19 protein-coding genes and 1 pseudogene are annotated in these 24593 nt (G+C 58.6%); 11 read left to right on the forward strand and 9 right to left on the reverse strand.

The genetic code is table 11. The features are described 5' to 3' along the window. Nucleotides 1–2: 2 nt before the first annotated feature. Complete coding sequence (locus GGD67_RS13430) at nt 3–2099, forward strand: hydantoinase/oxoprolinase family protein (protein WP_179733365.1); 2097 nt, start codon at nt 3–5, stop codon at nt 2097–2099. A gap of 403 nt (nt 2100–2502) precedes the next feature. On the opposite strand, the pseudogene GGD67_RS13435 reads toward GGD67_RS13430, so the two are convergent. Both GGD67_RS13435 and GGD67_RS13440 read right to left on the reverse strand, forming a co-directional pair. Next, a pseudogene (locus GGD67_RS13435) lies at nt 2503–2856 on the reverse strand (ATP-binding protein); the annotation flags it as partial. A gap of 264 nt (nt 2857–3120) precedes the next feature. Next, nucleotides 3121–4284, reverse strand: a complete 1164-nt coding sequence (locus tag GGD67_RS13440; protein WP_179733367.1) for a hypothetical protein — start codon at nt 4282–4284, stop codon at nt 3121–3123. 869 nt (nt 4285–5153) lie between these two features. On the opposite strand from GGD67_RS13440, the gene GGD67_RS13445 reads away from it, so the two are divergent. From GGD67_RS13445 to GGD67_RS13470, 6 genes are all read left to right on the forward strand, one after another. Further along, nucleotides 5154–5429 carry a hypothetical protein gene (locus tag GGD67_RS13445; protein ID WP_179733369.1) on the forward strand — a complete coding sequence of 92 codons (276 nt, stop codon included), beginning with the start codon at nt 5154–5156 and terminating at the stop codon, nt 5427–5429. Nucleotides 5430–5878: 449 nt separating this feature from the next. Beyond that, complete coding sequence (locus GGD67_RS13450) at nt 5879–6118, forward strand: hypothetical protein (protein ID WP_179733371.1); 240 nt, start codon at nt 5879–5881, stop codon at nt 6116–6118. Between the two features lie 1075 nt (nt 6119–7193). Beyond that, entirely contained in the window at nt 7194–7904 is a 711-nt protein-coding gene (locus GGD67_RS13455) for a hypothetical protein (protein ID WP_179733372.1), read from the forward strand. A 268-nt stretch (nt 7905–8172) separates the two neighbouring features. Next, nucleotides 8173–8832: an isochorismatase family cysteine hydrolase gene (locus tag GGD67_RS13460; protein WP_179733374.1), complete on the forward strand. Its 660-nt coding sequence runs from the start codon at nt 8173–8175 to the stop codon at nt 8830–8832. Then, nucleotides 8826–9152 (forward strand): hypothetical protein, encoded by a 327-nt coding sequence (locus GGD67_RS13465; RefSeq protein WP_179733376.1) that lies wholly within the window; start codon nt 8826–8828, stop codon nt 9150–9152. Before GGD67_RS13460 ends, GGD67_RS13465 begins: the two co-directional genes overlap by 7 nt. A 1005-nt stretch (nt 9153–10157) precedes the next feature. Next, on the forward strand, nt 10158–10394 hold the full coding sequence (locus GGD67_RS13470) for a hypothetical protein (RefSeq protein ID WP_179733378.1): 237 nt from the start codon (nt 10158–10160) through the stop codon (nt 10392–10394). A gap of 8 nt (nt 10395–10402) precedes the next feature. On the opposite strand, the gene GGD67_RS13475 is transcribed toward GGD67_RS13470, so the two are convergent. From GGD67_RS13475 to GGD67_RS13485, 3 genes are all read right to left on the reverse strand, one after another. Then, nucleotides 10403–11407 carry a phosphotriesterase gene (locus tag GGD67_RS13475; protein ID WP_179733380.1) on the reverse strand — a complete coding sequence of 335 codons (1005 nt, stop codon included), beginning with the start codon at nt 11405–11407 and terminating at the stop codon, nt 10403–10405. Nucleotides 11408–12686: 1279 nt separating this feature from the next. Next, nucleotides 12687–13997, reverse strand: coding sequence for a glutamine synthetase family protein (locus tag GGD67_RS13480; protein WP_179733382.1), 1311 nt, complete (start codon nt 13995–13997; stop codon nt 12687–12689). Then, the gene (locus GGD67_RS13485; RefSeq protein WP_179733384.1) at nt 13987–14856 is read right to left on the reverse strand and encodes a MurR/RpiR family transcriptional regulator; all 870 of its coding nucleotides are present in this window, start codon (nt 14854–14856) and stop codon (nt 13987–13989) included. The genes GGD67_RS13480 and GGD67_RS13485 overlap by 11 nt, the downstream gene beginning before the upstream one ends. A gap of 889 nt (nt 14857–15745) precedes the next feature. On the opposite strand from GGD67_RS13485, the gene GGD67_RS13490 reads away from it, so the two are divergent. Next, nucleotides 15746–16405, forward strand: coding sequence for a Crp/Fnr family transcriptional regulator (locus GGD67_RS13490; RefSeq protein ID WP_246790779.1), 660 nt, complete (start codon nt 15746–15748; stop codon nt 16403–16405). A gap of 410 nt (nt 16406–16815) precedes the next feature. Here the strand turns inward: GGD67_RS13490 and GGD67_RS13495 are convergent, their stop codons facing one another. Next, the gene (locus tag GGD67_RS13495; RefSeq protein ID WP_179733388.1) at nt 16816–17292 is read right to left on the reverse strand and encodes an Lrp/AsnC family transcriptional regulator; all 477 of its coding nucleotides are present in this window, start codon (nt 17290–17292) and stop codon (nt 16816–16818) included. A gap of 191 nt (nt 17293–17483) precedes the next feature. Between GGD67_RS13495 and GGD67_RS13500 the strand changes: the two genes are divergently transcribed. Together GGD67_RS13500 and GGD67_RS13505 are read left to right on the forward strand one after the other, a co-directional pair. Next, on the forward strand, nt 17484–18962 hold the full coding sequence (locus GGD67_RS13500) for an NAD-dependent succinate-semialdehyde dehydrogenase (RefSeq protein ID WP_179733843.1): 1479 nt from the start codon (nt 17484–17486) through the stop codon (nt 18960–18962). A 10-nt stretch (nt 18963–18972) separates the two neighbouring features. Further along, nucleotides 18973–20373, forward strand: coding sequence for an aminotransferase (locus GGD67_RS13505; protein WP_179733390.1), 1401 nt, complete (start codon nt 18973–18975; stop codon nt 20371–20373). Here the strand turns inward: GGD67_RS13505 and GGD67_RS13510 are convergent. Together GGD67_RS13510 and GGD67_RS13515 are read right to left on the reverse strand one after the other, a co-directional pair. Continuing rightward, nucleotides 20359–20688 carry a hypothetical protein gene (locus tag GGD67_RS13510; RefSeq protein WP_179733392.1) on the reverse strand — a complete coding sequence of 110 codons (330 nt, stop codon included), beginning with the start codon at nt 20686–20688 and terminating at the stop codon, nt 20359–20361. The genes GGD67_RS13505 and GGD67_RS13510 overlap by 15 nt on opposite strands. Before the next feature lie 150 nt (nt 20689–20838). Continuing rightward, complete coding sequence (locus GGD67_RS13515; protein WP_179733394.1) at nt 20839–21276, reverse strand: hypothetical protein; 438 nt, start codon at nt 21274–21276, stop codon at nt 20839–20841. A 659-nt stretch (nt 21277–21935) separates the two neighbouring features. Between GGD67_RS13515 and GGD67_RS13525 the strand changes: the two genes are divergently transcribed. Continuing rightward, the gene (locus tag GGD67_RS13525; RefSeq protein WP_179733398.1) at nt 21936–22193 is read left to right on the forward strand and encodes a hypothetical protein; all 258 of its coding nucleotides are present in this window, start codon (nt 21936–21938) and stop codon (nt 22191–22193) included. An 80-nt stretch (nt 22194–22273) separates the two neighbouring features. On the opposite strand, the gene GGD67_RS13530 is transcribed toward GGD67_RS13525, so the two are convergent. Then, entirely contained in the window at nt 22274–23548 is a 1275-nt protein-coding gene (locus tag GGD67_RS13530; protein WP_179733400.1) for an acyl-CoA dehydrogenase family protein, read from the reverse strand. Between the last annotated feature and the right edge of the window lie 1045 nt (nt 23549–24593).

Raw genomic sequence — 24593 nt, forward strand, 5'->3', positions numbered from 1 at the left:
CAATGTTGACGATTGGCATTGATGTTGGCGGCACGTTCACCGATCTGGTCGCGATCGACGCTGGCGGGCGTACCGTGTTCGCGAAATCTCCTTCCACGCCGCAGGACCAGTCGATCGGTGTGATGACGGGGCTCAACGAGCTCGCGCGGCGGCTCGACATGTCGCGCGCTGATATGTTGGCGAGGACGCAGCGGCTGGTGCATGGCACCACGGTCGCGACGAACGCGCTGCTCGAACGCAAAGGCGCGAAAGTCGCACTGCTGACCACGGAGGGTCACCGCGACGTCATCGAAATGCGAGAGGGATTGAAGAACAACCGCTATGATCTGCGGACCCCGCCACCAGAGCCGCTGGTGCCCCGCGAACTGCGCTTCGGCGTTCGCGAGCGGCTGCGGCCGAACGGCGACGTGCTCCTACCGCTCGATAATGAATCACTCGGCGAGGCTATCGCGGCGATCCGCGCCTCTGGCGCAACCTCGGTCGCGGTCTGCTTCCTGCATGCCTATCGTAATCCCACCCATGAAATCGCAGCAGCAGAGCGGCTTGCGCGCGAGCTGCCCGAAGTGAGCGTGTCGCGCTCCAGTGACGTGCTGCCACAGATCAAGGAATACGAGCGCGTCTCCACCACAATCGTGAATGCCTATGTCGGTCCTGCCGTGCGGCTCTACCTGACCCGGCTCGAGCTCCGCCTGGCCGAAGCGGGATTCAACGGGAGCTTGTTCATCATTCTCTCCCATGGCGGCATGGCACCGGTCGAGGAGGCGGGGCGTCTTGCTGCGGCGACCGTGCTATCCGGTCCAGCCGGCGGCATCTCAGGTTCCCGGCGCTGTGCGGAGTTGCTTGAAATGCCGGATCTGGTGCCCTTCGATATGGGGGGCACGAGCACCGATATCTCCTTGATCGCGGATGGAGGCGCGACGCTGTCGGCTGATGGCGGGCTGGCGGACCAACGCATCGCGCTGCGCAGTCTGGATATCGCCAGCATTGCGGCGGGCGGGGGCTCGATCGCCAGCGTCGACGCCGGCGGCAATTTCCATGTCGGCCCCGAAAGTGCCGGCGCGGTCCCGGGCCCAGCCTGTTATGGCAACGGTGGTACGCAGCCGACCGTGACCGATGCGAATATCGTGCTGGGTCATCTCGATGCGACCGCCTTCATGGGCGGACGGCGTCCGCTCGATCGTGCGGCGGCGGAAGCAGCAATCGATCGCCTCGCAGCTTCGCTTGGCGTGACACGCATCGAGGCGGCTGCCGGCATCTATCGGCTCGTCAATCTGAAAATGGCAGACGGCATCCGACTGATGACCCTGCGTCGCGGCGTCGATCCGCGCAAGTTCGCGCTCCTGAGCTTCGGCGGCGCCGCAGGCCTTCACGCAACCGAGGTCGCGCGCGAGCTGGAGATCACGCGCATCATAGTGCCTACGGCAGCCTCCGTACTCTCGGCGTGGGGGATGCTTACCAGCGACTTGCGGTATGAGGTCAGCCGCACTCACCTCGAGACAGGCGCCCGGACGACCGCCACTGAGATTCGAAAGATCTTTGCCGATCTGGACGTGCAGGCAACCGAACGGCTCCGTAGCTGGTTCGACGGGCCCATTATGACGGAGCGGTCCGCCGAGATGCGCTATGGCGAGCAGGTGTTCGAGGTCGATGTACCGCTCAGCGGCGTCGACTTTAACGCGCCATCCTTGATCGCCGAGCTCGAAGAACGCTTTCATCGTCGTCATGAGGAACTTTATACTTACGCCTCGCGCGATCAGGAGGTCGTATTCGTCAACGCACGGCTTGCCGCTGTTGGTGCCGTTCCTCGAATTGAACGATCCGATATGCCAATGCCCACGTCCGAACCAATCTTATCGCCTGCAGGCAAACGTCAGGTCTTCTTCGGTGCTTGGCGCGAAGTGCCGGTCTATGCACTGGAGAAATTGAGTTCCGGGCACGTGCTGGAAGGCCCCGCGATCATCGAAGCGGAGACAACGACCATTGTCATCAATAGTGGAAATCGTGCGACAGTCAATGCGCTGGGATGGCTCGACGTTGAACTTAGGTGTGTACCTGCTGTTCCTAGATCCGGTGGTCCGCCCCGCACGTCATCCTGCTAGGGATCCTCGGATTTTGCGGAGCTGAAGCTGAGCGCATCGCAGGGAGCGATGGATTTAGGGTTGGGCCGGTTGGTCGGCAGGATACCTGCATCAATCGACGTGTTCACGGGCTGCGCAAAACGCGCCACGGCCGACTAAGACGGATATTAATTCTTCGCCGTGGAGCGCTATGACGCCGCAGCCTATCGCACGTCAGGACCAGAGAATGGGACGCCTGCAATTGTACGCTGCGTCCATCGGGACAGTTTCTGATGCGGTCATCTTTGTGTGCTCTACCCCGCGGGCCGACCTCCGCAATTGGAGGTGAACCGGAAGCGGTTGGGCCAAGTGGGCGATCGGCCCTGATCGACCGTTTCACTCTTCGTTCTGTGAGGGCCGGTTTGCGATTGAGAGAAGCATCGTGTCAATCAGCGACGGTTTTGGGTGTTCGTGCGAGGGGGCCGTCCCGGACCGCGTTTTCGCTCGAGCGGGGCGCGTCTGCGATAGCTCTCGACGTTCATCTCAACGATGGTGGCGTGGTAAACGAGACGATCGATGGCGGCGAGCGTCATGGCGGGGTCCGGCAGAGCCCTTGTTTCATTCGCCGAACGGCTGATTGGTGGTGATCAGCATCGAGCGCCGCTCGGTCTCGGCCTGGTCCATTGTGACGTAGGCAAGATCATCGAGGATCAGGAGATCGAAGCTATCAAGGCGTTGATGGCGCCTCGAGGTTGAGTTCGCGGCGAGCCAGCTGGAGCTTCTGCACGAGACCGCCAGTTGCTTCCAGTCCCAATCAACTTCATCAATTTGGCCTCGGATCGCCGGGAGGCGCGAAGACTGTTCGGCGAGCCCCTAGCAACGCTGGACAAGTCCAGGCTTCCGTGGTTGGGGGATTTGGAACCCATTCGCCGGCGCCGCGAGGTGGCGACGGGAGGTGCAACCGGCGACGGGGGCGGGCAGCAGTAAGGCGGCGGCTTGATGACGGCAGCTATTCGACCTCAGTGCGAAGCCACGGTAGGTAGGCTCAAACCCTGGTAGCCTCTCAAAACGTGACCCTTAGCTTCAGGTACGGATAGGCTGCAAAGCCGTTCCATTCTAGGGCCTTCACAGTGGAAAACTGTTGTGTGACCTGAAGCACGCCGCTGAGTTGGACGTAGCTGTTTGGCGTCCAGTCTGCTCGAGCTGACGCCTGTAAGATAAGATCGTCACGACCCCCGGGAAAATCTGTGAAATGCCGACCTTGAACGTAGCCGCCGGCTGACGTGGTCAGGCCGGTTACTGGCGTTTGCCAAGTTACGCCGCCAGACAGCCTGGAGGAGAAATTTTGTTGGCTGGCGATATCCGAGAACGTGAATTCGCCCTCTGCGACGAAAGTACCCGCGACGCAAAAAGCTTCCTGACCTTTCGGCCCGCAGATTGTCCCGGCCAGATCCTGATTGTTGCGAGCCCAGGCGATCGAAGGCGTGAAAAGCTCCACTTGGTAGGGCCTAAATCCAGACCCGTAGACGGTGCTAGAGGCCACCGAATAGCTCATCACGTCGGACGTCGTCGTGCCGATCGTCTTGCCCGGAACCACCAGATGGAGAACTTGGTTGTAAGTGGCGTTGTTCACCAGAATGTCGACGTTCTTTGTGAACAAGCGTGCATAACGCTGGTCGCTCACGCCGCTCTGCAAGATGAAGCTATCGGCAAGGCCGACAGGGATATTGACGGTAAGTAGACCCGTGGTGCCAAAAACTGTGTCGCCCACGTGGATAGGGGTCTTGCTGGCATTGTTGTCGAACACTGACTGTGTCGAAACAGATGCCGTGACGGTGGTTTCTCGCGGCTTGGTCGTTACGACGTGCTCAGTGATCACTTTCTTCTTCTGAACTTTGCGGGTTTCGTGGTCCTTGATACCGTACGTTTCGTACGCTCTTTGAACCGCCTCAGCGTCCGCAGGTAGCATCAGCTGCTTCTCGGCGAGGATCTTTTCAAGGCGACGGCGTCGCTCCGCAGGAGGCACGGCAACGGTCTCGGTCGTCGTGTAGGTCTGAACCCTCGTTTTTGTTACGACTTCGGTCTGCGGGAGGTCTGGCTTCCGATCCTTGGGAGGTGTCAAATTCTCGATGCGGACCTGTAGATTCGGGTCGACCTGGGCAGTCGCGGCGGTAGAGTAACCGGCCAGCAAGGCAATTGAACCCAGTAATATGAACGTGCAGCGCATGATCGACTCCTGGAAAAATTTGAAACAACGTTCGCGAAACTATCAAGGACGCGTACAGATAATCCTCGCGCTCGTGGCCTGGATTTGGACGGCAGACAGTGGCAGGGCCGATCCGCTTGTCGGCGGAGCCGAACCCAACATTCAAAACCGAATTGAGCAAACGGTGCCAAGTGCAACGGATCGTCTGCTCAACGATTTGCGCGAAAGACCCCCGACATATTCTGGTCCCGCAAAAAAACTGCGTACCCACCCCTCTCAACGTCGAAAGAACAACACGAATACCCGGATGCGCTAGACTGACGGCGGCTTTTGCTGACATCAAGATTGTGCCATGCTCCGCCTCAAGTTATGAAACCACGGTACTAGTTCAAGTAGAATTATTGTCCGATACGTGCTTTTCCTCATCGTCCGTTTCTTTACTCGAATTTTTTGTGTTCATCATGCTCAGCTCCCTCTTGAGCGCCTGCAGGTACTTTGGCTTGCTTGCACTGCTTTGGACTGTCCTGCACCCAATTTTCTCGTTAGCTTGAGGATGCAAGGGTCATCGCGTGGTCGGATAATTGTGATCAGCTGTTGACTGACAACGCCAAGCAGCATGTCGCGCAGATCCTCGGGTTCGACTTGAAAACGGCAGGCCCATGGCTTGACTGCGTAAAGGGCGTCATGTGCAAGCCCACGGTACTTTTTCCTATACTATCGATCCCAATCATCCGGAATACGAAGCCCGTGCACGTCCTTCAGGACGCCGGATGAGCAGCAGCGGATGGAAGACTACGTCACGTGCAACTGGGCACAATGCAGCTATATGACGTCTGGCGTGGAGCGCGGATGCCACAATACCTATTGTTTTAATGATGTCGGCGTGCAGCGTGATCGCCTCGACCGAAACTATCAGGGTACGAACGGGCCGTGAATGCTGCAATAGCCGTGCTGCTTGGGAGACCATCGCCACGCCCATTTGCCGTCGAAGACAAAAGGCATTGTTTGTCTTGTCACATTTGGTCGGTGACCTGCTCAGCCACTGCACGTCGGAGCTGTTTATCTGGATAGTTGCCGGTCACGTTGTCGACCTGGACGTGACGCACGCCGTGGAGACGGCGGGTGGTAACCTGATCACTGATGATCGCAAGAACTTCCACGGATAGTGGGACGACGTCCCCGGAGATCTTGGTGAGGCGGCGACCCCTGAGCTTCTTGCCGCGGCTAGGGGGGCGGCAGATTATGGCCGACTTGGAATCTGGTCGGGGAACTGGGCAACGGACGCGATTCTCATGCTGAACCCGGCCGTAGATCAGGTATTTCGAAGTGATCGGGAGGATCATTGGCATCGTGAAAGAGCCGCTTGAGACGTTCGCCCTTCTCTCCTTGTCGTGCACGCTAGAGATAGATAGTTCATCGCGTGGCACGAGAAGCCTAAGTCGCCGCAGTGGCTTCCGGCAGAAGCGTTGAGAGGATGCGCGAGTCAGTCATGCGACCCGAGCTACCCGCAGTCGGCGATGGCAGCATGCGATACCCGTGAGGTAGGCTGAAACAACTGCGCAGGCTTTTTGATCGATGATCGTTTCTACTCTGCTTACCATATCTATCTGGGATCGTGACCGACCCGCTCTATATCGGGGATGATCACAAGAACCCTGGAATCGAGCTGATCAGCCGGGTTGTTGCGGCCGATAGCATGGTTCTCATGGCGATCAAACTCGACCGGGACGAGCAGGGTCGCTACCACGTCTTGAGTTTCTATCCGGTGAAGGCAGAAAATCGAAAGCCGGCGGCAGAAGGATTTTCTGAAGGTTGTCCCAAACCTCTAGGGCCCCGCCATTCGGTGGGGCCCTAGATCGTTAGAAGTTGGGGAATGAAGTTTGCCAGATGCCAACCTGGATCTCTTCACCTTTCGGTTACTTTGCCTCGCAGCCGCGAGGCGCGTGAGGAGGCCGTTCTCACCTCAAATCACTTCCCATACACATAACCCTACGGGTCATCCTAGTTCCTCCAAGGGAATTTTTTGATGGCCTTCTATGGTAGGTTCCTTTCGTAACATTGGCTTTTTCAGCTAGTTTTCAAGAGGTTAACAGCCTCCCCGAAGGCTCGGCCGTTCCCGTCTCCTTGGTGGGTTCTCAACTTGTTGTTCGGAACTGCTTCGCGCTGCCCTTTGGGGCAGGAACCAAGGCCGGCTTGGGCCCCGGACCGCGCGGACCGTTCCCATCGCGCGCTTCGGGCATTCGGTGACCGTCGCCGCGGATTACCGAGTGCGTCCCCCCTGAGCACGAGGAGAATTGACCTGCCGGTTCGGTTCGAATGACCCGGTCGATCCCTCCTTTTTGCCCGGATTGCGCAGTCACAGCAGTGCGGGCCGCCAGAGCACATCCGGCAGGAAGCCGAATTCGCGGCCCGAGAGGGACGCCCGATCTTTCCCATTGGGTCCTAAGTTTTGGCCGGCCAGCCCGATTACTGGTCTGCTTCAGCCGCTCACATCGCGGTGGAGCCTAGTCACGCGCGATGAATGCAACCTCGCCCACTTTCGTCATGAGGCACTCGAGCGTTTTGTAAATGTCAAACCAGAATGTCGACGGATGTTGTGAAGTGTCTGACGCGGACACTCGGGCGAAGAAGTTAGACATCCCCAGAAGATAGTCGCTGTCGAACAGGCTTTTCGCACCACTCTGATCGATACGCTCGCAGAGCGATGGATCAGATTGTGGCAGAGCCAGAGGCTGATCTTCACGAGATCGATGATATCTCGATAGTACTTCACGGTCCGATTGTCATATCGGGCGATGGCGTCGCTGCCTGTCGAATGCCACTTCAACGAAGTTCGCGCCGTTCTTCCTACCAGAATTGATAGTGTCTCGATCCTCGTCAATGCTGTAGCAGCCTAAGGCGCTCGGTGCACTACAATGGAGGAGTGCAGAATGATGAACGTAGCGGACCTGCTGGACGTCTCGCGCTTCATTCGCAGCTATGACGCCGCTGCCGCCCAAAAAGGCATCAGGCTTTCGTTGGGGGCGGACTTTCACGAGTATATCTCGATTACGCAGGCGACTCCGACGAAGGGGCCCACATATCCCAATTTCCGACCGGACCGCTCGCCAATCAGATCAGACGAGGGCTTCTGGATGGCAGGCGTTGACAAGAATAACAAGGTAGCGGTTTTGCAGGCTGTTCGACTTTATGACCTTTCGCGCAGCAACTTTGCAGAGCATCTCGAATCCTTAAAAGCGTTCTACGCAGACCCGGCCAAACATGCCCATCGTCGGGACGTGTGCAGTTGTGTTGCACCGAGTGCGAGGACGATGTCCGGCAAAGTGGCCTATCACGGCGACGGCTGGGTCCGACAGGACTATAGAGGAAAGGGGGTGTCCAGGATCATGGCAGCAATAGCATTCGGAGTGTCCTTTGCCATGTGGGCTCCTGACTTCATATGTGGACTGGTCGCGCGCTGGATAATCGATAAGGGCGTCATTTCACAATACGGATATCTACACCATGAGAGAGGCGGGTCGATATTGCGGCTGGTGGAAGAGGAAATCATCGACGATGATTGGCTGATCTGGCTGACCGGCGACGATTTAAGGAGCCGTGTTGTTCGTGAGCAAAAGTCCGGGCTCTTGCTCGCGTCGTGACCTTCGTCGGCGCATCGGCATCCATAAAACGCCTTGCGAAGTCAAATCTGACCAGTCCTCGCGCCCAAAAGAAAGGGGCAGCACCATTCGCATTGCAGGTCTCGGATGAGAGAACTCGTAGCCTTCGTTAGTCTTACCAACGATCCTGAGCATGCAAGTTGCCGCACCTGCTGTTCTAAACGGCTAACTTCTTGATCAGTGATCTGGGAGGACAGCGCAGATGCGGTCTTGAACGCGAACCCGGCTGGTCGACGTGCGAGAAAAAAGGATGTCAACGGCTGAACGCCCGACAACACGCGAGGTGCCACTCAAACCGCCGGAATCGGCGTTGTTGTTCATTGACGTACAGAACTTTTGCGTTCGACGTGATGGCGGCGAGTTCAAGGATGTGCCGGGCGCCGAGATTGCCGGCAAGTACGGCTATTATTTTGATCGCTTGAAAAGCGTTGCCATTCCCAACATGCAGCGCTTGCAGACGGCGTTCCGTGTGGCGGGCATAGAAGTACTTTATACAACGATCGAGAATCTCACAAAGGATGGCCGTGATCGTGGTCTGAACTACAAGATCGTCGGCTTCAACGTCCCAAGAGGTTCATGGGATGCCAAGGTCATTGACGAGATTGCGCCTGGCGATGACGAAATCGTGTTGCCGAAATCGTCTTCGAGCGTCTTCGTATCCACCAACATCGATTACCTGCTGCGCAATCTGGGCGTCAAACAGCTGGTTTTGACGGGCCTCGTTACGGACGAGTGCGTCGAATCTGCCGTGCGTGACGCTTGCGACCTTGGCTATCTCGTGACGCTCGTGCCAGATGCCTGCGCCACCTACAGCCAGGAGCGGCATGACAACAGTTTGCGGGTGACCGAGGGGTATTGCCGTCAGGTCTACACGAACGCGCTGATTGATGAAGTCGGTGCGGCTTGCTGACCTGCGGCGCCCGGCAACAGGCGCTCACGATCAGGAACAAGGTTTTCCAGGCAGCGCTTTCAACTGCGATGCTCTCGATGATGACGACTGCTGCGGCAGCGCTCGACCAGGATCGACGCTTACCACCAAGACGGTTCGTCGGTTTGCGCAAAATCAGCTGCGCACGGCGCACGTTATGGCGCGTGGTCAACGATTCTTTCCAGAAGACGTATTTTTCTGGAGGTCAGCCCGCACGGACAGCGTCCATCCGGATCAGCCCATTCAGCGTAATCGCCGGTCCGGAGCCGGACGACGGGCATGCGGGAGCGGTGCAGGTTTGAAATAACGAGCTCTGTCGCTCTCTCATCATTCCGCGGACTGAGCTCCGCGTAGACAAGGCCTTCATGAAGGTGGTACTCGCCAGGGCCGCACGAGGAGCATTGGAAGCCCAGCGCACCGTGGTCCGGCGTCCCAAATACCGAGTGGAAGGACAGATCTTCCCCGAATCGCTGCACGAGTCTCGATCGAAGCTGTTCGGACAAGGGCTCTCGGCCTCGGACAATGTGCCTGATCCCAGCGTAAGTCAGACCGCCAAGTTCCATGTACGACAGCAATGGAAGGAGAGCGCTCACAGACCCAAGGATTGCGGTTGCCTGCACCGCTCGCATGATTTCAGTATTCTCTCGTCCTCTCTTGCAATCCTCGACGGGTATGATCGTGCACGCCGTTCGTGACAAGGCGTACAGGTTGCAATAATCTGTGTGAGAGGTCGTGCTCCGCGATAGCACGAGCACCCTGTCGTCACTGGTGATGCCTGAAAGATGGTACGCCTTTCCATCGAAGCATGCATTGTACAGCATCTCTTCATGCGTTCCGATCAGGGGCCTCCGTTTCCTTGCCGTCCCTTCTGTGAAAAGGATAACGTCAGAGCCAGGGAATGATCGGCCGGCTTCCGGCGGAACGGGCGAACGCAGATGCCTGAGGTGATCGCAGACGTCGCTCACGCCCACCATTTCCCAGGACAGATCGATGTCGGCCAATGTCGGTTGCGCGGACCCTGCCGGGAATTGATGGCGCGTGCTAGGATGTCGGATTGCCCTGTGCCATAGCCTGAGTAATGACCGCCGATGGTAGTCAGCGCGGCTTCGAGCAGGAATGAAGTCCACGTCAATCGGGTTAACGTTCTGGTCCATGGGCTCCTCAGGAGGGCATGGCGTGAGTATCGTTTTCCGATGCGCCTTGCAGAATCCGGCATGAACTGCATGGCGCTGGAACGCTCTGTATCAAGGGGAACGGATGCGATCTGCGGTGTTCGCTCAGTGGGGAAGCGACCCCTATTCTGAGAGATGTCGCTGATCGATTCGAGGGAAGCCTGGCCGTCCTATCAAACTTCAGGCGAGGCTGTCTGCAAACGGGAACCTGCCACGCGCGGTGACTTCGTCGACCCATTTGCCAGCGCCGGCATCGGCCACCAGCTGGCCGTAAGCAGAGCCATTCAACTGCATGCATTCGTGCAACTGCACTGCAATCATCAAACCAAAAGCGCCGACGAAAGCGGTCCGTCGTTACATGATGCAATGTAGTGTGCGCTCTAGTTCTCTGCATTTTCCGGCAAAACCGTACCGGCAAAGAAACGTCGAGGATTGTCCTCCAGGATTGAGACGATATCCGTTTTGCTGACGCCGCGGGCACGTAGCATCGGGATGAAGTCGGTGAACATATAGGTGTGCTCTTTCCAAAGCCTTCGTGACTTCAATTCTTCGATTCTGGCGATCTCCTCGGAAGTCAGCCGGAGCGCCGAAGGCTTGCCAAGGTGACCGCAGAGGCGATCCATGCTCAACATCACCTGCGAGCGAAAACCATCGCGCACGAGCTTCGCCACATTGCTGGCGCGAACCTCGTCAGGCTGGAAGTGGTTTGCCCCGATTTGATCGAATCCGATGTAAGAACCACCATCGACGATCCGTCGATGGTAAAGGTGATCGGCGTTGCTGCAGCAATGCCCGATGAGGCATCGATGGGCGGCAACGCCGCCGATCGCGAACAGCTTCTGCTGTTCGGGCCCCGCGCACCCATCCGTGGTATGGGTAATGATCGGCACTCCCGTTACCCTCTGTGCGATACAGGCGGCGGCGAGGAATTTCTTCTCTTGATCGGTGACAGCCGGCGCGCTCGTCGAGACTTTGAGGGCGCCCGCCTTCACGCCAGTTTCGCCGATCCCATGGGTGATCTCGCGGATATAGAGCTCCGCGATCTCATCTTCGGTGCGGGCGCGCCAGTAGAACGGCAGCCCCCTCTCCTCGTAGTAGAATCCGGTGGTGCAAATGATCTGCATGCCGGCTTTTTCAGAAACTTCTTTCATCAGGGTGACGTCGCGGCCGAGCTCGATTGGACAGGGGTCGACGAAGGTACGTACGTCATGATCAGTACGCAGTTGCACCAGCCGCCGGACGGCCTCCGCAATCAAGTCCGCACGGCTGAATCTGGCGAGCGGATCGAACCAGGCGCCTGGAAAGGCGATGAACAGGTGCTCATGCATCAGGGTGCGTCCGAGGCTCTCGACCGGGATCGTCCCTGTAACCGTCTCAATCATCATGGGAACCAGTTCTCCTTACGTACTTTTTTCCGCGCGCATATCGGTTTGCTTCTCGGAAGCAGGCACTCGATCGCTTTGGACTGTGTTCTGCCCCATGGCGCGATGCCCCCTATGTCTCTCTTTGCCTCGACATTCGGATGCCGAGAAAAAATGGAGGATTGGCGCAGATGCCGAAATGAAGAGCGGCCCCCATCGACGACCGGCAATTGAGCCGGTGGTCTTGCTGAAAAACGCCGCCTCGCCAGCTGATCCAAGGACGACATCCATCGCCCAGGTCTCGTTGGGGCGCGTCGCGAGCTTGCTGTAGTGACGCAGCCTGGCCCTGACGCGATCCCAGCGTGTCCTTTTGCTGCAATTGCGGACAGAACTCGCTGCAGAGCGCGCCTGTTTTGGTCTGCACGTGGCGCCATCTCTCGTAACGCAACATGACGTGGACCCGGCGATCGCCGTTGCGAAGCGAAGCGGGAGCGTTCGTTCCACGGCTCCGCTCGCATCACGAGCGCAGATGCGGAGAGGGATCGCATCGACAAGGCGCCCGAATGTAGATCCGGTTTTAGCGAGAAGGCTCAAGGGCTGCGGCGCTCCCGATGACGGATTGACCTGAGTTACCCAGTGCATGAGTTGGGCCAGGTATGTCGACGAAAACTGCTGCGAGACGTCCAGGTAATTGTCGCGTTTGCAACAAATTGTCAGATTACTGACGGTCGCCGGTCTGTTTCCGAACAGAAGGCACCTAGTATGCCGCGCGAACTCCAGATAACTCGCAGTATCGAGAATGCGGTCGGTCGGCTCCGCATCGTTGCGGCAGTCCTGCTCGCCTTTGGCACGGCTCCTCACTTCAGCTGCGGCAGCGTGACTTGTGATCATGCCCGGGCATGGCTTTGATCAGGCTATGTGCGCTCGGACTGGAAAGACGGCCCTACCAGCCCCTCCGATGGCCTGCGGATCAAATGAACGATGGAGCGCGATGGCAAGGTGCAGAAAGTTCCTGAAGAGTTCTCGGCCGTCATGCGCCGTGTACTGGCCGAGCAGTACCAGACGTGCACGAGCTGCCCGGGCGGGAGACCATGTGGTGCTTCCCCCTGGCGTCCTCCCGGTCATCTCTTGATGGGCTCAATCGTGACAGCGAACGCGTCGCCAACGAGCCCAACACTGGCTGCAACGTTCAGGTGGACTCCCCTGTCCAGTTGCGCTCATGCAGCGTTGCCAGTTATCATTCCCGTGACAAAAGGCTGATGCGGGAATCGCCGATCGGACTGATGATGCAGCTTTTGATCCGTCAGTAGACTTGCTCGTACAAGCTGCAGATCTCCTGTTGAGTTTTTCCCTCCACGAACGCCATCTCTCCCTTCTTGTGCTTTGCGTATGTCTCGGCGAACCCGACCGGAAACCAGTTGATTACCGTGGGATTCGCCAGCAAGCGATCAAGCGCTTCGGGCAACGATGTGGGCAGGCGGCAGTATCCACGTGTCGCCAAAGCCGATGGATTGAGAAGCGAGAGGTCCTCGGTGGTTGCGTCCGGTGTCGGCAGTTCGTCTTCAATGCCCTGCACACCGGCGTGTACGATGGCGGCGAGTTGCAGGTGTGGGCTCGCGGTGGCGTCGGCAGCGCGAAATTCAAAATTGAATTGGGCCGCTTTGGAAACATCACTCAGATCAGAAACGGGGCAGATGCGTACTGAAGCCTCACGGTCGCGGAAGCCGAGGTTATTGAAGGCCGCGCTCCAGCGATGTGGTGTGAGCCGCAGGTAGGATACGACACTCGGCGCTGTGATCGCGACGATCGCGGGAAGGTACTTGAGGATGCCAGCAACAAATTGGCCTGCGGTCCTGGAAAGCTCATGTTTGCCGTTTGGATCCCACGTTGCCGGCCTGTCGTCATTGAGGAAGCTGAGATGAATGTGAACCCCGTTGCCCACGCCGGCCGGGTCCCTGATCGGGGTGAATGTGACGTTCTTACCGAATGCGTTGGCAACCAGGCGGACGAGCTCGCGCAGGATCGTAGACTGATCCGCTATGGCGATCCCCCGCGACGGTCCCATCGTGACTTCATACTGCCCCGCGCCAAATTCTTTCATGAATGTGTCCGGCTCTAGTCCTGCGGCGCGCATGGCTGCCACAAGTGCTTCGGCCAGGCGTCGCTCGATGCGGAAGCCGTTAACGCTGTAGGCCTCTCCAATGTGGCCTGCATCGTTTCGGAACTGGAATTCGTGTTCGAAAGCCCCGAATAGCGTCAGGCCTGTCAACCGATCGAGGCGATCGAGAGCCCCCCTCAGGATCGAACGGGTGCAGAATTCCCAAGGCCTGCCATCAGTGTGACGAATGTCACCGAGCGCGAAATGCTCGGCCGGCAAATCCTCGCTCAGTTGTACGCGCACCCTTGCAGCTTCATCGGGAATAAGGACGAGATCACCAAGCGAGCCAAACGGGCTTTCCGCAATGGTGTCGAAACAGGTGATCTGGGCGTTCGTCGGCGTCCAGCCAATGCCCCGCTTTGCCCGCTTGTCGAGCTGCGAAGCGGGAAACGCCTTGCCACGAACCTTGCCGGCAAGATCCGTGCAGCATGCGATCAGCATTTCCTCAGCAATCATCTTTTTCCTCCGAAGGCTGACCCGGCGGCACCAGACGAAGTCTGTCCCAGGCCTCCAGCCGTTTTTTTGTCGTCGACCAATTCGATTCCGATACCTTGACGATCAAGGCCTCGACCAGGGTGAGTGCGCAGACGAGCGTGTCCCACGCTGTTTCAATTTCGATCGGCAGGGCAACAATATGGTCGCTATGGCGAGCGATTGGCGACATCCACTTGTCAGTGATCAGCACAATCGACGGCCGGCATTCCCTTGCGACGATGTCGGCAAGCGTCTGCAGGTCGGGCTGATAGCGGCGAAAGTCGAACAGGACGAGGACATCCTGCCTGCGGATCGCCAGCAGCTGGTCGGGCCAGTGCTCGGGATTGGGTGGAAAATGATAGACCTTCGGTCGAATCTGCTTGAGGTGCACCGACAGGAAGCGGGCGATGCTGTCACTGACGCGCCCGCCAAGCACGAAAACGGCCCGGGTGGGATCGGCAATAAGCCCAAGGATCCGGTCGAACTGCTCCTGCGGAACGCTGGCGCCCATCTCATGTAGCCGGTCGGAAGCCCGCCGGGCGTAGTCGGCCAGAAAGGCGCGACGGCTGCCCGGCTTTTCAGTAGCCTTGAGCTCCAGCGGCGAGCGTCGGCTTTCGCGCAATTCTGCTATCAACTGGCGCTGAAACTCCTGATAGCCGGCAAAGCCAATCTTGGTGACGAAGCGCGTGATCGACGGCGCACTAACCCCCGTACGCTCGGCCAGCTCCTGGATGGTCTGGAGGGCGCCGAATGGATAGTCCGCGAGCACGGCATTGGAAATCTTGCGCTCGCTGGCGGTCAGATTGGCGCTTTCACGCCTTATTGTTTCACGCACGGTCATGATGGCTGCAGAAGTTGATTGGCGGAGAATGGGATGCCCATCTTCGGACACTATCGAACATGAAAATAAATAGTCAAACGAAAAAAATAATTTGACTTTGATTGAGAATTTTTGTTCATGCCTTCAGCCTCCATGGCGAAGGACATCCGCCGGCTTCGGTATTGTTGCCGCAGATGTGTCCGAGGTCATTGCACGTGCGCGGTCGACGTTTCGCGGGCGGCACAATTGGTCATGAAGACCAACAGGTATTGTCGTTTTGCCGATCGTGCGTCCAAGTCGCCATTCGACTTCCGTGCTGCGGCGGAGTCACTTCATCAGCGGAGTGGCGTGCGGCACAAACGACAGGATCACTGCCTGACTTTACTCGGAGGTCAGCTGACGGCGTTTGTCTGGTCCAGAGCAGGACCAGCCAAGCAGAGTAACTGGCGAACATGCCCCGAGACAGCTGGTCTTCAATGGCAAGACCATCACAGGCGAGCGTGACGTGCACGACAACCGGATTCGCAAATTGCCGCTTTTGGCTGCGCCCAGGCAAGTTGACGGCGCCTGCTTCAAGCCAGAGACAGAAAAGGGTCGGCTTGTCGAAATCCATCGAAAAGGACGCCCAAAAAGCGGGATTTGAGTGGCGACGGCAGGCTCTTTGCATTTATCAAGATTCAGACATTGCGACACTTGGCGAGCTTAGCTCGCAAGGATCGAGATGTCAGGAGACGGACGTACCATGGCTGACCGCGTGCCCGCCCGCCTGGACGTACGTGATCGCTCCGCAGATGCAGCTCTCAAGCCGGGGCGCAGCACTCACCGGTTGCTTCAGCGGCCTGGTCCCGGGACGCACCCCTGTGTCAGAAATGCGGTGCTGGCGAGAGTCTCCCTTCAGGATCTCGCGCCAATGGCGAAGTTCCTCGAGCCGGTCGTCCTGAACGAGCGCATGGTTCTGCAGGAGCGGAAAAAGCCTCCTGAGTATGTTTACTTCGTCGAGTCAGGGCTCGTCTCGCTGAGAATTGTCGCAGCGGGAAGCATCCTTGAAACTGCAGTGATCGGATATCAGGGGGTGGTCGGTGCCTCATTCTTCACGGGAGGACATCTTTCGACGCTTGAAGCTGTTGTTCTCTTTCCTGGAAGCGGGCACAGAATTCGTGTCGAGGACTTGCGTCGAATGACGAACGAGCGTCCTGAAATCCGGAGAAGCCTTTTTCGGTACGCTCAGGCGCTGGCCCTGCATTGCGCCCAGACAGGATTATGCGCCGTTCGGCACCGTCGCGAAGAGCGGCTCGCGAGCTGGCTATGTCTGGCGAGTGACGCTGCTGGCACTCAAGTACTTCCAGTTACCCATGAGTACCTTTCGTCTTTCCTGGGATTGCGCCGCGCCACCGTAACGGAAACCCTGATCCGGTTCGAAGAACAGGGATTGATTCGCAAGATGCGCGGAATCTTGCACATCGATGAACGCAGCGATCTCGAACGGACGGCGTGTGGCTGTTACAAGCTTGTTTCGGAGGCTTATTGTTCGTCCGGGTCCGTGATCTCAGGGGAGGGGGCAGCCGACTGACAAAGTCACTGCAGACGTTCTGCTCCAGCCTTTCGACTCTGAACGAAACTGCCTTGCGGCGGCGTCGAATGCGCGCAGCCGATTGGTGTTGTGACATTATCTGCCTTCTGTGACAGCTCCGGACATCCGAACACTTCCGGATGGTCGGGCAGCATCATTTTCGACGGCGCTAATCCGTACGCAACGTACGAAAGTGCGCACTGCATGACGACCAGCTGAGCACTCCTCACGTGTACACGCTTTCTATCTCGTCGGGCTGGAGGCGCAGCCCGGTTTGTCACTGAGCTCCACGGGTCATACGAAAAGTCAAGCCAAGCTTGTCGCGTCCAAGATCTGCGGCTCATCCAGGAATCGGCACGCACCGGATGAAGAGCACTCGATGCACCGCTTCGCGAGAGGGGGCAGCCACATCAATCCTCGGGCGGAGCCGCAATTGGAACAGCAAAACCTACCTTGACGCGGTCCATGATGACCATCGTCTTGAAGCCCTTGATGTCCGGGTTCTCATAGAAGAACCGCCGGGTGAATTGCTCATACTCTTCCATGGTAGGGGCGGTGACATACAGGACAAAGTCGGCCTCGCCGGTGACGTAGAAGCCATTGACGACGTCAACAGACGACTTGATCGCCTTCTTGAACCTGTCGATGATATCCGAACGCTCCCGCTCCAGGTTGACCAGCACGAGCATTTGAATGGGCCTTCCCGCCGCCTTCGCAGAAACGATGGAGACATCGGCCTCGATGATACCTTCCGAACGGAGCCTCTTCAGTCGTCGCTGACACGCGGTCGCGGAAAGGCCTGCCATTTCGCCGATCACCTCGGATGTCAAACGATTGTTCTTCTGCACGACCTCGAGGATTCGAGCGTCTATCCGATCGTACTGCATGTCGTCTCCAGCCTTGAGGTGAGTTTCGTCGCAAAATGCCTGCGCGGTGCAGGAAATCATCCTAGCGTCAGGTAATGCGACGCAAATGTCTCCTGCGGCGCCAGTATCCTGAATGCACAGGAAACTTCAACAAACTGTACGCTTCGGACCTTCGAATGGCCCTTGAAACCAGCCGGCACAAAAGCCCTAATTTGCCCGGTCTTGCAGCCAGCTACCTGCAGGATCTGCATCGTCGCGATTTTCTGGCAGGAGACGCGCTGATCGATGGCCGCTGGGTTTCGAGCGACCACAGGGACGTGGTGGTCGATCCGGCGACCGGGGAAGCGATCGCGGATGTGGCTCGTTGCTCAGCTTCGGATATGAGTCTTGCGATCGCGGCAGCTGATCGATCGTTTGCTGCGTGGCGAAGGTTGTTGCCAGCAAGGCGTGGAGCGCTCCTCAGGTCCTGGGCGTCATTGATGCTCGACCATTCGGAAGAGCTTGCCGTCCTGGTGACGAGCGAGCAGGGCAAGCCACTCCAGGAGGCTCGCGAGGAAATTGCATACGGTGCTGGGTTTCTCGACTGGTTCGCCGCAGAGGGCGAGCGTGCATACGGCGAGACAATACCGAGCCACAAGGCAGGAAGCCTGCTTCAGGTGCGAATGCAGCCAATCGGCGTGGCGGCGGCGATTACTCCGTGGAATTTTCCAGTCGCGATGATTACCCGAAAGGCCGGGGCCGCTCTTGCGGCCGGTTGTCCGGCCATTGTGAAGCCCGCGCCGGAGACGCCGCTTTCTGCGCTTGCCGTGGCCCGGTTGGCGGAAGAGGCCGGTATTCCGCGCGGCGTGTTTCAGGTGGTGGTTGGTCATCCGGTCGAACTGTCGACGCCGCTGTTGCGCGATACGAGGATACGCGCCGTTTCATTCACCGGTTCTACCGAGGTCGGGCGCCTGCTTCTCGAGGGGGCGGCCGACACGATCAAGAAGGTCTCGCTGGAGCTGGGCGGACATGCCCCTTTCCTCATCTTTGATGACGTTGACCTCGAGAAGGCCGTCAACGGCGCGATGGCCGCGAAGTTCGCTACGTCAGGGCAGGACTGCCTCGCCGCCAACCGCATCTATGTTCAAAAAGGGGTCTATCCCGCCTTCGTCGAGGCTTTTGCTGCGGCGATGGCTCAACTGAAAGTCGGTCACGGTCTCGAAGCTGCAACAGACATTGGACCAATGACCAGGTTGTCAGTCGCCAACAAGTGCAGGATCCAGATCGATGATGCCCTGAAAAAGGGCGCCCGCATTCTTTGCACTCATCAGGGCGCCAGTCTGGGTCCGAACTTCGTTCCGCCGACGCTGCTAGGCGATGTCACTGAAGACATGCTCATTGCGCGTGAGGAGACGTTTGGACCAGTAGCTGCCGTACTTCCGTTTGAATCTGAAGAAGAGGTCGTCGCCCGGGCAAATGCCAACGAAATGGGGCTGGCCGGGTACATCTACACGAACGATCTACGTCGGGCGCTCCGCCTTTCCGAGCAGATCGAGTGCGGCATGCTCGGTATCAATACGGCCTCGTTCACGGGCCCGCCGATTCCGTTTGGCGGGTGGAAGCAGTCCGGCCTCGGCCGCGAGGGCTCGCGGCACGGTTTGGCGGAATACACGGAACTCAAATACGTCTGCTTCGGCGATCTGGAAGCTTAGGAGAACTGGAATGATCGACATGAAAACCATCGCCGAACGGGACCGCTCGAGCGTCTTGCATCCATTCACTCAGCTCAAGGAGTTCGCCACAGGCAAGATCGGTGATCCGACGATCGTCACGGGCGGTCAAGGCATCCGCATCGAAGATGCCGGTGGACGCAGCTACATCGATGCCTTTGCCGGCCTCTACTGCGTAAACATTGGCTACGGTCGGACCGAAGTGGCTGACGCCATCGCGCGGCAGGCTCATAAGCTGGCCTACTACCACACATATGCCGCCCACACGACTGAGGAGCTGGCAAGGCTGGCGGATCGTCTCGTGCGAATGGCGCCGGGCAAGCCAGCCAAGGTGTTCTTCGGCTTGTCAGGATCGGACGCCAATGAAACCCAGGCTAAGCTCGTCTGGTACTACAATAATCTGCGTGGCAAGCCGAAGAAGAAAAAGATCATCTCTCGCGACCGCGGCTACCATGGCTGTTCGGTGGTTTCCGGCTCGATGACCGGAATGTCGTTCTACCATGATCATATGGACCTTCCCTTTCCGGGCATCCTGCATACCGGTGCACCCCACCATTATTGGGGCGCGGAGCAAGGCGAGAGCGAGGAGGTCTTCTCTCGCCGGCGTGCTGCCGAGCTTGAACAGCTGATCCTGCGGGAGGGGCCCGAAACGGTTGGCGCCTTCATCGGCGAGCCGGTGCTGGGGACGGGCGGTATCACCCCGCCGCCGGCGGCCTACTGGCGTGAAATCCAGGCCGTGCTTCGTCATTACGACGTGCTGCTGATCGCCGATGAGGTGATTTGTGGGTTCGGGCGAACCGGGGCGGATTTCGGCAGCACGCTTTACGAAATCGAGCCTGACCTCGTGACCGTCGCCAAAGGCCTGACCTCCGGCTACGTGCCGCTCTCGGCAGCCATCGTTGGTGAAAAGGTTTACGCTGTCATGGAGGAAGCCGCGGACAGAGTGGGGGCTTTCTCGCACGGATATACCTATTCAGGCCACCCGATTGCCGCCGCGGCCGCCAACGCGGTTCTTGATATCGTCGAAAGAGAGCAACTAAGCGATCGTGCCAGAATCGTCGGCGTGCATTTCCAGAACAGACTCAGGGAGCGGTTCGCGCAGCTCGAGAATGTCGGGGAAGTGCGAGGCGTCGGCTTGCTAGGCGCGATTGAGTTCGTTGCAGATCGCCATACGAAACGGCGATTTGATCCGCAGCTCAAGATCGGTGCCCGCATCTCGAAAGCTGCACGGGATCGCGGGCTCATTGCTCGCGCGATGCCGCATGGCGACATTCTTGGTTTTGCTCCGCCTCTCGTTGTCTCCGAAGCCGAAATAGACGAGATTGTCGAACTGGCGCACGGGGCGACACGGCAGGTGCTCGATGAGCTCTCAAGGGAATCAGCCATTGGCTGAAAGCTGTTTCAGCGTCGACTGGTCGCTGCGAGCTCTCGCGAGGCGTTTCGCCTTCAATTGGCTCGCGCTGAAGGTTGGTTGCGCGGCAGGCGCGCAGCCCAATCCCGGCGTGCTTTTAAGATGATGCAGGTGCTTCTTGAGAGCAACAGGCAACCCGCTGGTGAGACTGCGGCGTTCCATCTCTGATGGGAAAAACGCGTCGGAGACGGGGGTGTGCATAGGGATAATGAGCTTGCCTCCGCCAGCTTTTGCCCAGCACCTGTCCGCATTGCGCCATTGATCACGCCATTCAGGACAGCCGCTGTTCTGAAACAACGACCGTGCGGATCATGCAGCCGGCAAAGTCCACAGTCGACTAGCCACTGTAGAGCTCAGGCTGATGACCTGATCGCAAAAAAAATGCGATTGTTCCCGGCTTGCGCGCAGAGTTTGGCAGCTGCGAGGGGCCAGATCTTCGTGATCGAGTTATTGGTGCTCGCCGGCAGCATCTTGGCGCAGGAATTTCATCAGGTCCTTCAATGCCGCTTGCTCCTGGGCGATCAACTCGGTCAGATCGCCGGACGTTATCGTTGGCGTTGAGCGAAGGCTCTTGCTGATAGCCGCGTCGGTCTTGCGCCGCAGTTCCGCGAGCACATTCACGCGTTTTTGCCATTCCTGGTGCCAGTACTGAGTACCCTTGGCATCGGGCGAGGATATTTTGGTGAGGTGGTCACTGGCTACACGAGCCGGCGCCTGCCCCTTATCATCCCACTCAACCGGAACGGTCCAGCCCCTGGGCACCGTTCTGCGGAGCGTGGCATCAGGCCCAACAACGGCTGTTGGCTCGCCGTTCACGGTGGCAAATCCAAACAGCTTGTGGCTGACCCGGTCTCCCCATTTAAAGGGACATTCTTCGTGCTCCATCGACCGTCTCCTAGTGCTGGCTTTGCCTCAAGATACCCCCGCCTGTCAGCGCGATCAAATCCAGTGGGATATTTCAGTTGCTCGATTGTGGGGATGTACATCTGGCATGGCCTCTTTGGGCGCAGCGCAGATGAGCAACTTCAAAGTTAATCTGTCGGAGCGCCGTGGCTTATCCGAGGATGCTCGCTTCCTCGCAACCTTTTCTTTTTTAGCTCGTGGAGCTCCGCGTCGGCTTCGCCGGTGCGCTCCGCCCAGCCTTCGACAAACCGCTCACTTCCGCTCCGGCAGATTAACTTTGCGGCCGCACAGCCCCTGCGGCCCTTGGGAAAGGACTGACGATGGCTTCAACATCCCGATCCCGTCACGACATCCACCAGCGCGGGCCGCGCTCGCAGTATTTACGTTCGTGCTCGAAGACGAAGGCGCAACAGCTTAGTGCTGCCACAGCGGAATTTGGCGCGACGAATTTGAGAAAGATATCTTGAGGGCGAGCACTGCCCCAGCCTGCATCGAAGCGAACAACCGGCATGCCTCTGTTTCCCTCATGCGCTGCTTATTGGCGACAGGGCGTTTCCTGCGCAAAAGGGCAACGGGATGCTTGCGAATACGACCTAAGGACCGCTGGCGGGCAAATCATCGTGAAAGCAGGCTGCATCAGAGTGAAGCATCTGATTACGCAGGAACGCGTGGCGGAAGCCCAATTCCGCGAGGCGCAGGATGCGGACGTTCAGCTGTCCAGGATGCCTTTCCAAGAGAGCTACGAGCCGCATCCGCTCGCCTTCGCGAGCTTTCTTGTCGATTTGGGGCTCTTGCATCTTTCCTCCCGACGCGCGAATGCGCTAAAGCCGAAAGACGCTGACCTGAGTCACCCTTCGCCCCACAACGGGGAGGTCTGTTGCCTGACGGGCGTTGAGTGAGGCGGCTTCCTTGCGCGCGCCAAGACAGCATCCCGAAAGAATCGTGCAACGGCAGGTCAGATTCGGCCGCGCGCCGTCCTTTACTCCATGCTCAGTTCGTGCCGTCCCACAACCATCCAGTGGACCTCGTCGGGACCGTCGGTCATGCGCAACTGGCGGACATCCGTGTACATCTCGGCGAGCGGGGTCCAGTTCGAAATGCCGGTCGCGCCGTGCATCTGGATCGCCTGATCGATAATTCGGGAGGCACGCTCCGGTACCATAGCCTTGATCATGCTGACCCAGACACGCGCCTCCTTGTTGCCGAGCACGTCCATGGCCCTCGCGGCCTTCAGGACCATCAGCCGCATGGCCTCGATTTCGCAGCGGGCCTGCGCGATGATTTGCAGATTGCCGCCGAGACGGGCAATCTTCCTGCCGAAGGCCTCGCGGGTGAGCCCGCGGCGCACCATCATGTCGAGTGCTTTCTCAGCCTTGCCGATGACGCGCATGCAGTGATGGATGCGCCCCGGACCGAGGCGGATCTGCGAGATCTCGAAGCCGCGGCCCTCCTCGAGCAGGATATTTTCCTTTGGTACCCGGACATTGTTGAAGCGCAGGTGCATGTGGCCGCGCGGCGCGTGGTCTTGCCCGAAAACGTGCATGGGTCCGAGGATCTCGACGCCGGGCGTGTCCTTCGGCACCAGAATCTGCGAATGCTGCCTGCTGGGCGGTGCATGCTGGCTGGTCCTCGCCATCACGATCATGATCTTACAGCGCGGGTCACCTGCGCCGGAGATGAAGTATTTCTCGCCGTTGATCACCCACTCGTCACCGACACGCCTTGCGCTTGTCGAGATGTTCCTGGCGTCCGATGAGGCCACGTCTGGCTCGGTCATGGCATAAGCCGACCGAATTTCACCGTTGAGCAGCGGCTTCAGCCACTTCTCCTTCTGCTCCGGCGTGCCGACACGCTCCAGCACCTCCATGTTGCCGGTATCGGGCGCCGCGCAGTTCAGGGTCTCAGGTGCAAGCAAGTCCTTGCCAAGCTCGGCGGCGATGTAGGCGAAGTCCAGATTCTTCATTCCCTCGCCAGTGTGTGCATTGGGCAGAAAGAAGTTCCACAAGCCCTCCGCCCTGGCCCTCGATTTCGCTTTTTCGATCATTTCAAGCTGCGTCCGCGTGAAGCTCCAGCGGTCGGCTGTCTCGTCGGGAAGCTTCTCGAGCTCGGCGGAAATCGGTTCCACGGTTTCGCGGATGAACTTGCGCACCCGCTCGTACAATGGCCGCACCCCCTCGGACATGCGAAGGTCGTTCAGCTCGTCACCCGGGGTGAGGCTGTAGCTGGTGCAACGAATCGGTGCTGCGATGTCCATGATTCAGCTCCTGATCTGGAATAGGGTCTGCCGGGAGGCGACGGGCTCCCGCTGCGAAAGCCGCTCACGGTAGCCGCCGAAAACAACAGCTGACAGGTTAATCCCTTGAGATGGCGGTCTGCACTGTTCTGTCCCTGCAACTTCGATTTGATGCATTGCGTTCGTTGGGAGGGAAACCCTGAAGCCAACAGAGAGTGTGGGTACCCGGCCACGTAATCTGCCCCACCTTGAAAGTGCGTTTCGTGCTGCAGCCGGCAGTGGAGTGTTGCACGAGCACAGGACTCCCAAGGCGCGTGGTCAGGCGCCTATTGAAGAGCTGCCATCGAAGGCGACCCATCGATCGGGCCCCGCTGAGGATATCCGCCTGCGGCAGCGGCGATTGATTACAGACCAGAAGTTCGTCCGGATAGGGCGGAGAGAGCCCATCAACAATGATGGGATCCTCTCGATCACATCTGACGGACCAAGGGTATGAGACAGGCCAGTATCCACTCACCGTGGGAATTCTAATTCCGCTCGGAGGCTCGGAGGAACCGCAAGTGATAGCCCCGCCGATCGAAGTGAGTCGCGTTTGAGCATTTCGCTGCATCATAGCTATAGACGGGCCTCTCCTGTTCTGCTCGTGGAGACTACCGCGCGTGAATTTCTCAGCGATACTGCCGGCCTTGGTAGGCAGGATTTCGGTTCTCATCTAAGTACTGGAGTTCTGCCTGAGATCATGCGTCGCACAATACACACTGACGCGGAGGGTCGCGACGCCTGTTTTCGCGGATAACGTCATTGCGGCTACGTTGCTCTTTGCAGCCGCGCCTGACCAGGGATAAAGCCCTGACAATAACTCCGACCAACGAGCTCAATAGCTTCAAAGTGTGCCCGTCTTGGAGGCGTTACAATATCCATACTGCTGGCCAGCGCTGGCAACCAAGCGGTCACTTCTATCGAAAGTGATATCCAGGAAGGCGTACCGTTATCTCGCTACTGGGACCAGCCACGCCCGGAGCCGCCTGCGCGCGAAAGGTGGCGTATTTCACTATCCGCTCACCCT

It is taken from the genome of Bradyrhizobium sp. IAR9 (genome assembly GCF_013408065.1).
In the GTDB taxonomy this organism is placed as follows: Bacteria; Pseudomonadota; Alphaproteobacteria; order Rhizobiales; family Xanthobacteraceae; genus Bradyrhizobium.

Excerpts from the sequence above, each read along its gene's own strand:
- GGD67_RS13430 (WP_179733365.1), top strand. The coding sequence starts at position 3 with ATGTTGACGATTGGCATTGATGTTGGCGGCACGTTCACCGATCTGGTC.
- GGD67_RS13440 (WP_179733367.1), bottom strand. The coding sequence starts at position 4,284 with ATGCGCTGCACGTTCATATTACTGGGTTCAATTGCCTTGCTGGCCGGT.
- GGD67_RS13455 (WP_179733372.1), top strand. The coding sequence starts at position 7,194 with ATGATGAACGTAGCGGACCTGCTGGACGTCTCGCGCTTCATTCGCAGC.
- GGD67_RS13460 (WP_179733374.1), top strand. The coding sequence starts at position 8,173 with ATGTCAACGGCTGAACGCCCGACAACACGCGAGGTGCCACTCAAACCG.
- GGD67_RS13470 (WP_179733378.1), top strand. The coding sequence starts at position 10,158 with ATGTCGCTGATCGATTCGAGGGAAGCCTGGCCGTCCTATCAAACTTCA.
- GGD67_RS13475 (WP_179733380.1), bottom strand. The coding sequence starts at position 11,407 with ATGATGATTGAGACGGTTACAGGGACGATCCCGGTCGAGAGCCTCGGA.
- GGD67_RS13480 (WP_179733382.1), bottom strand. The coding sequence starts at position 13,997 with ATGATTGCTGAGGAAATGCTGATCGCATGCTGCACGGATCTTGCCGGC.
- GGD67_RS13485 (WP_179733384.1), bottom strand. The coding sequence starts at position 14,856 with ATGACCGTGCGTGAAACAATAAGGCGTGAAAGCGCCAATCTGACCGCC.
- GGD67_RS13490 (WP_246790779.1), top strand. The coding sequence starts at position 15,746 with ATGGCGAAGTTCCTCGAGCCGGTCGTCCTGAACGAGCGCATGGTTCTG.
- GGD67_RS13495 (WP_179733388.1), bottom strand. The coding sequence starts at position 17,292 with ATGCAGTACGATCGGATAGACGCTCGAATCCTCGAGGTCGTGCAGAAG.
- GGD67_RS13505 (WP_179733390.1), top strand. The coding sequence starts at position 18,973 with ATGATCGACATGAAAACCATCGCCGAACGGGACCGCTCGAGCGTCTTG.
- GGD67_RS13515 (WP_179733394.1), bottom strand. The coding sequence starts at position 21,276 with ATGGAGCACGAAGAATGTCCCTTTAAATGGGGAGACCGGGTCAGCCAC.
- GGD67_RS13530 (WP_179733400.1), bottom strand. The coding sequence starts at position 23,548 with ATGGACATCGCAGCACCGATTCGTTGCACCAGCTACAGCCTCACCCCG.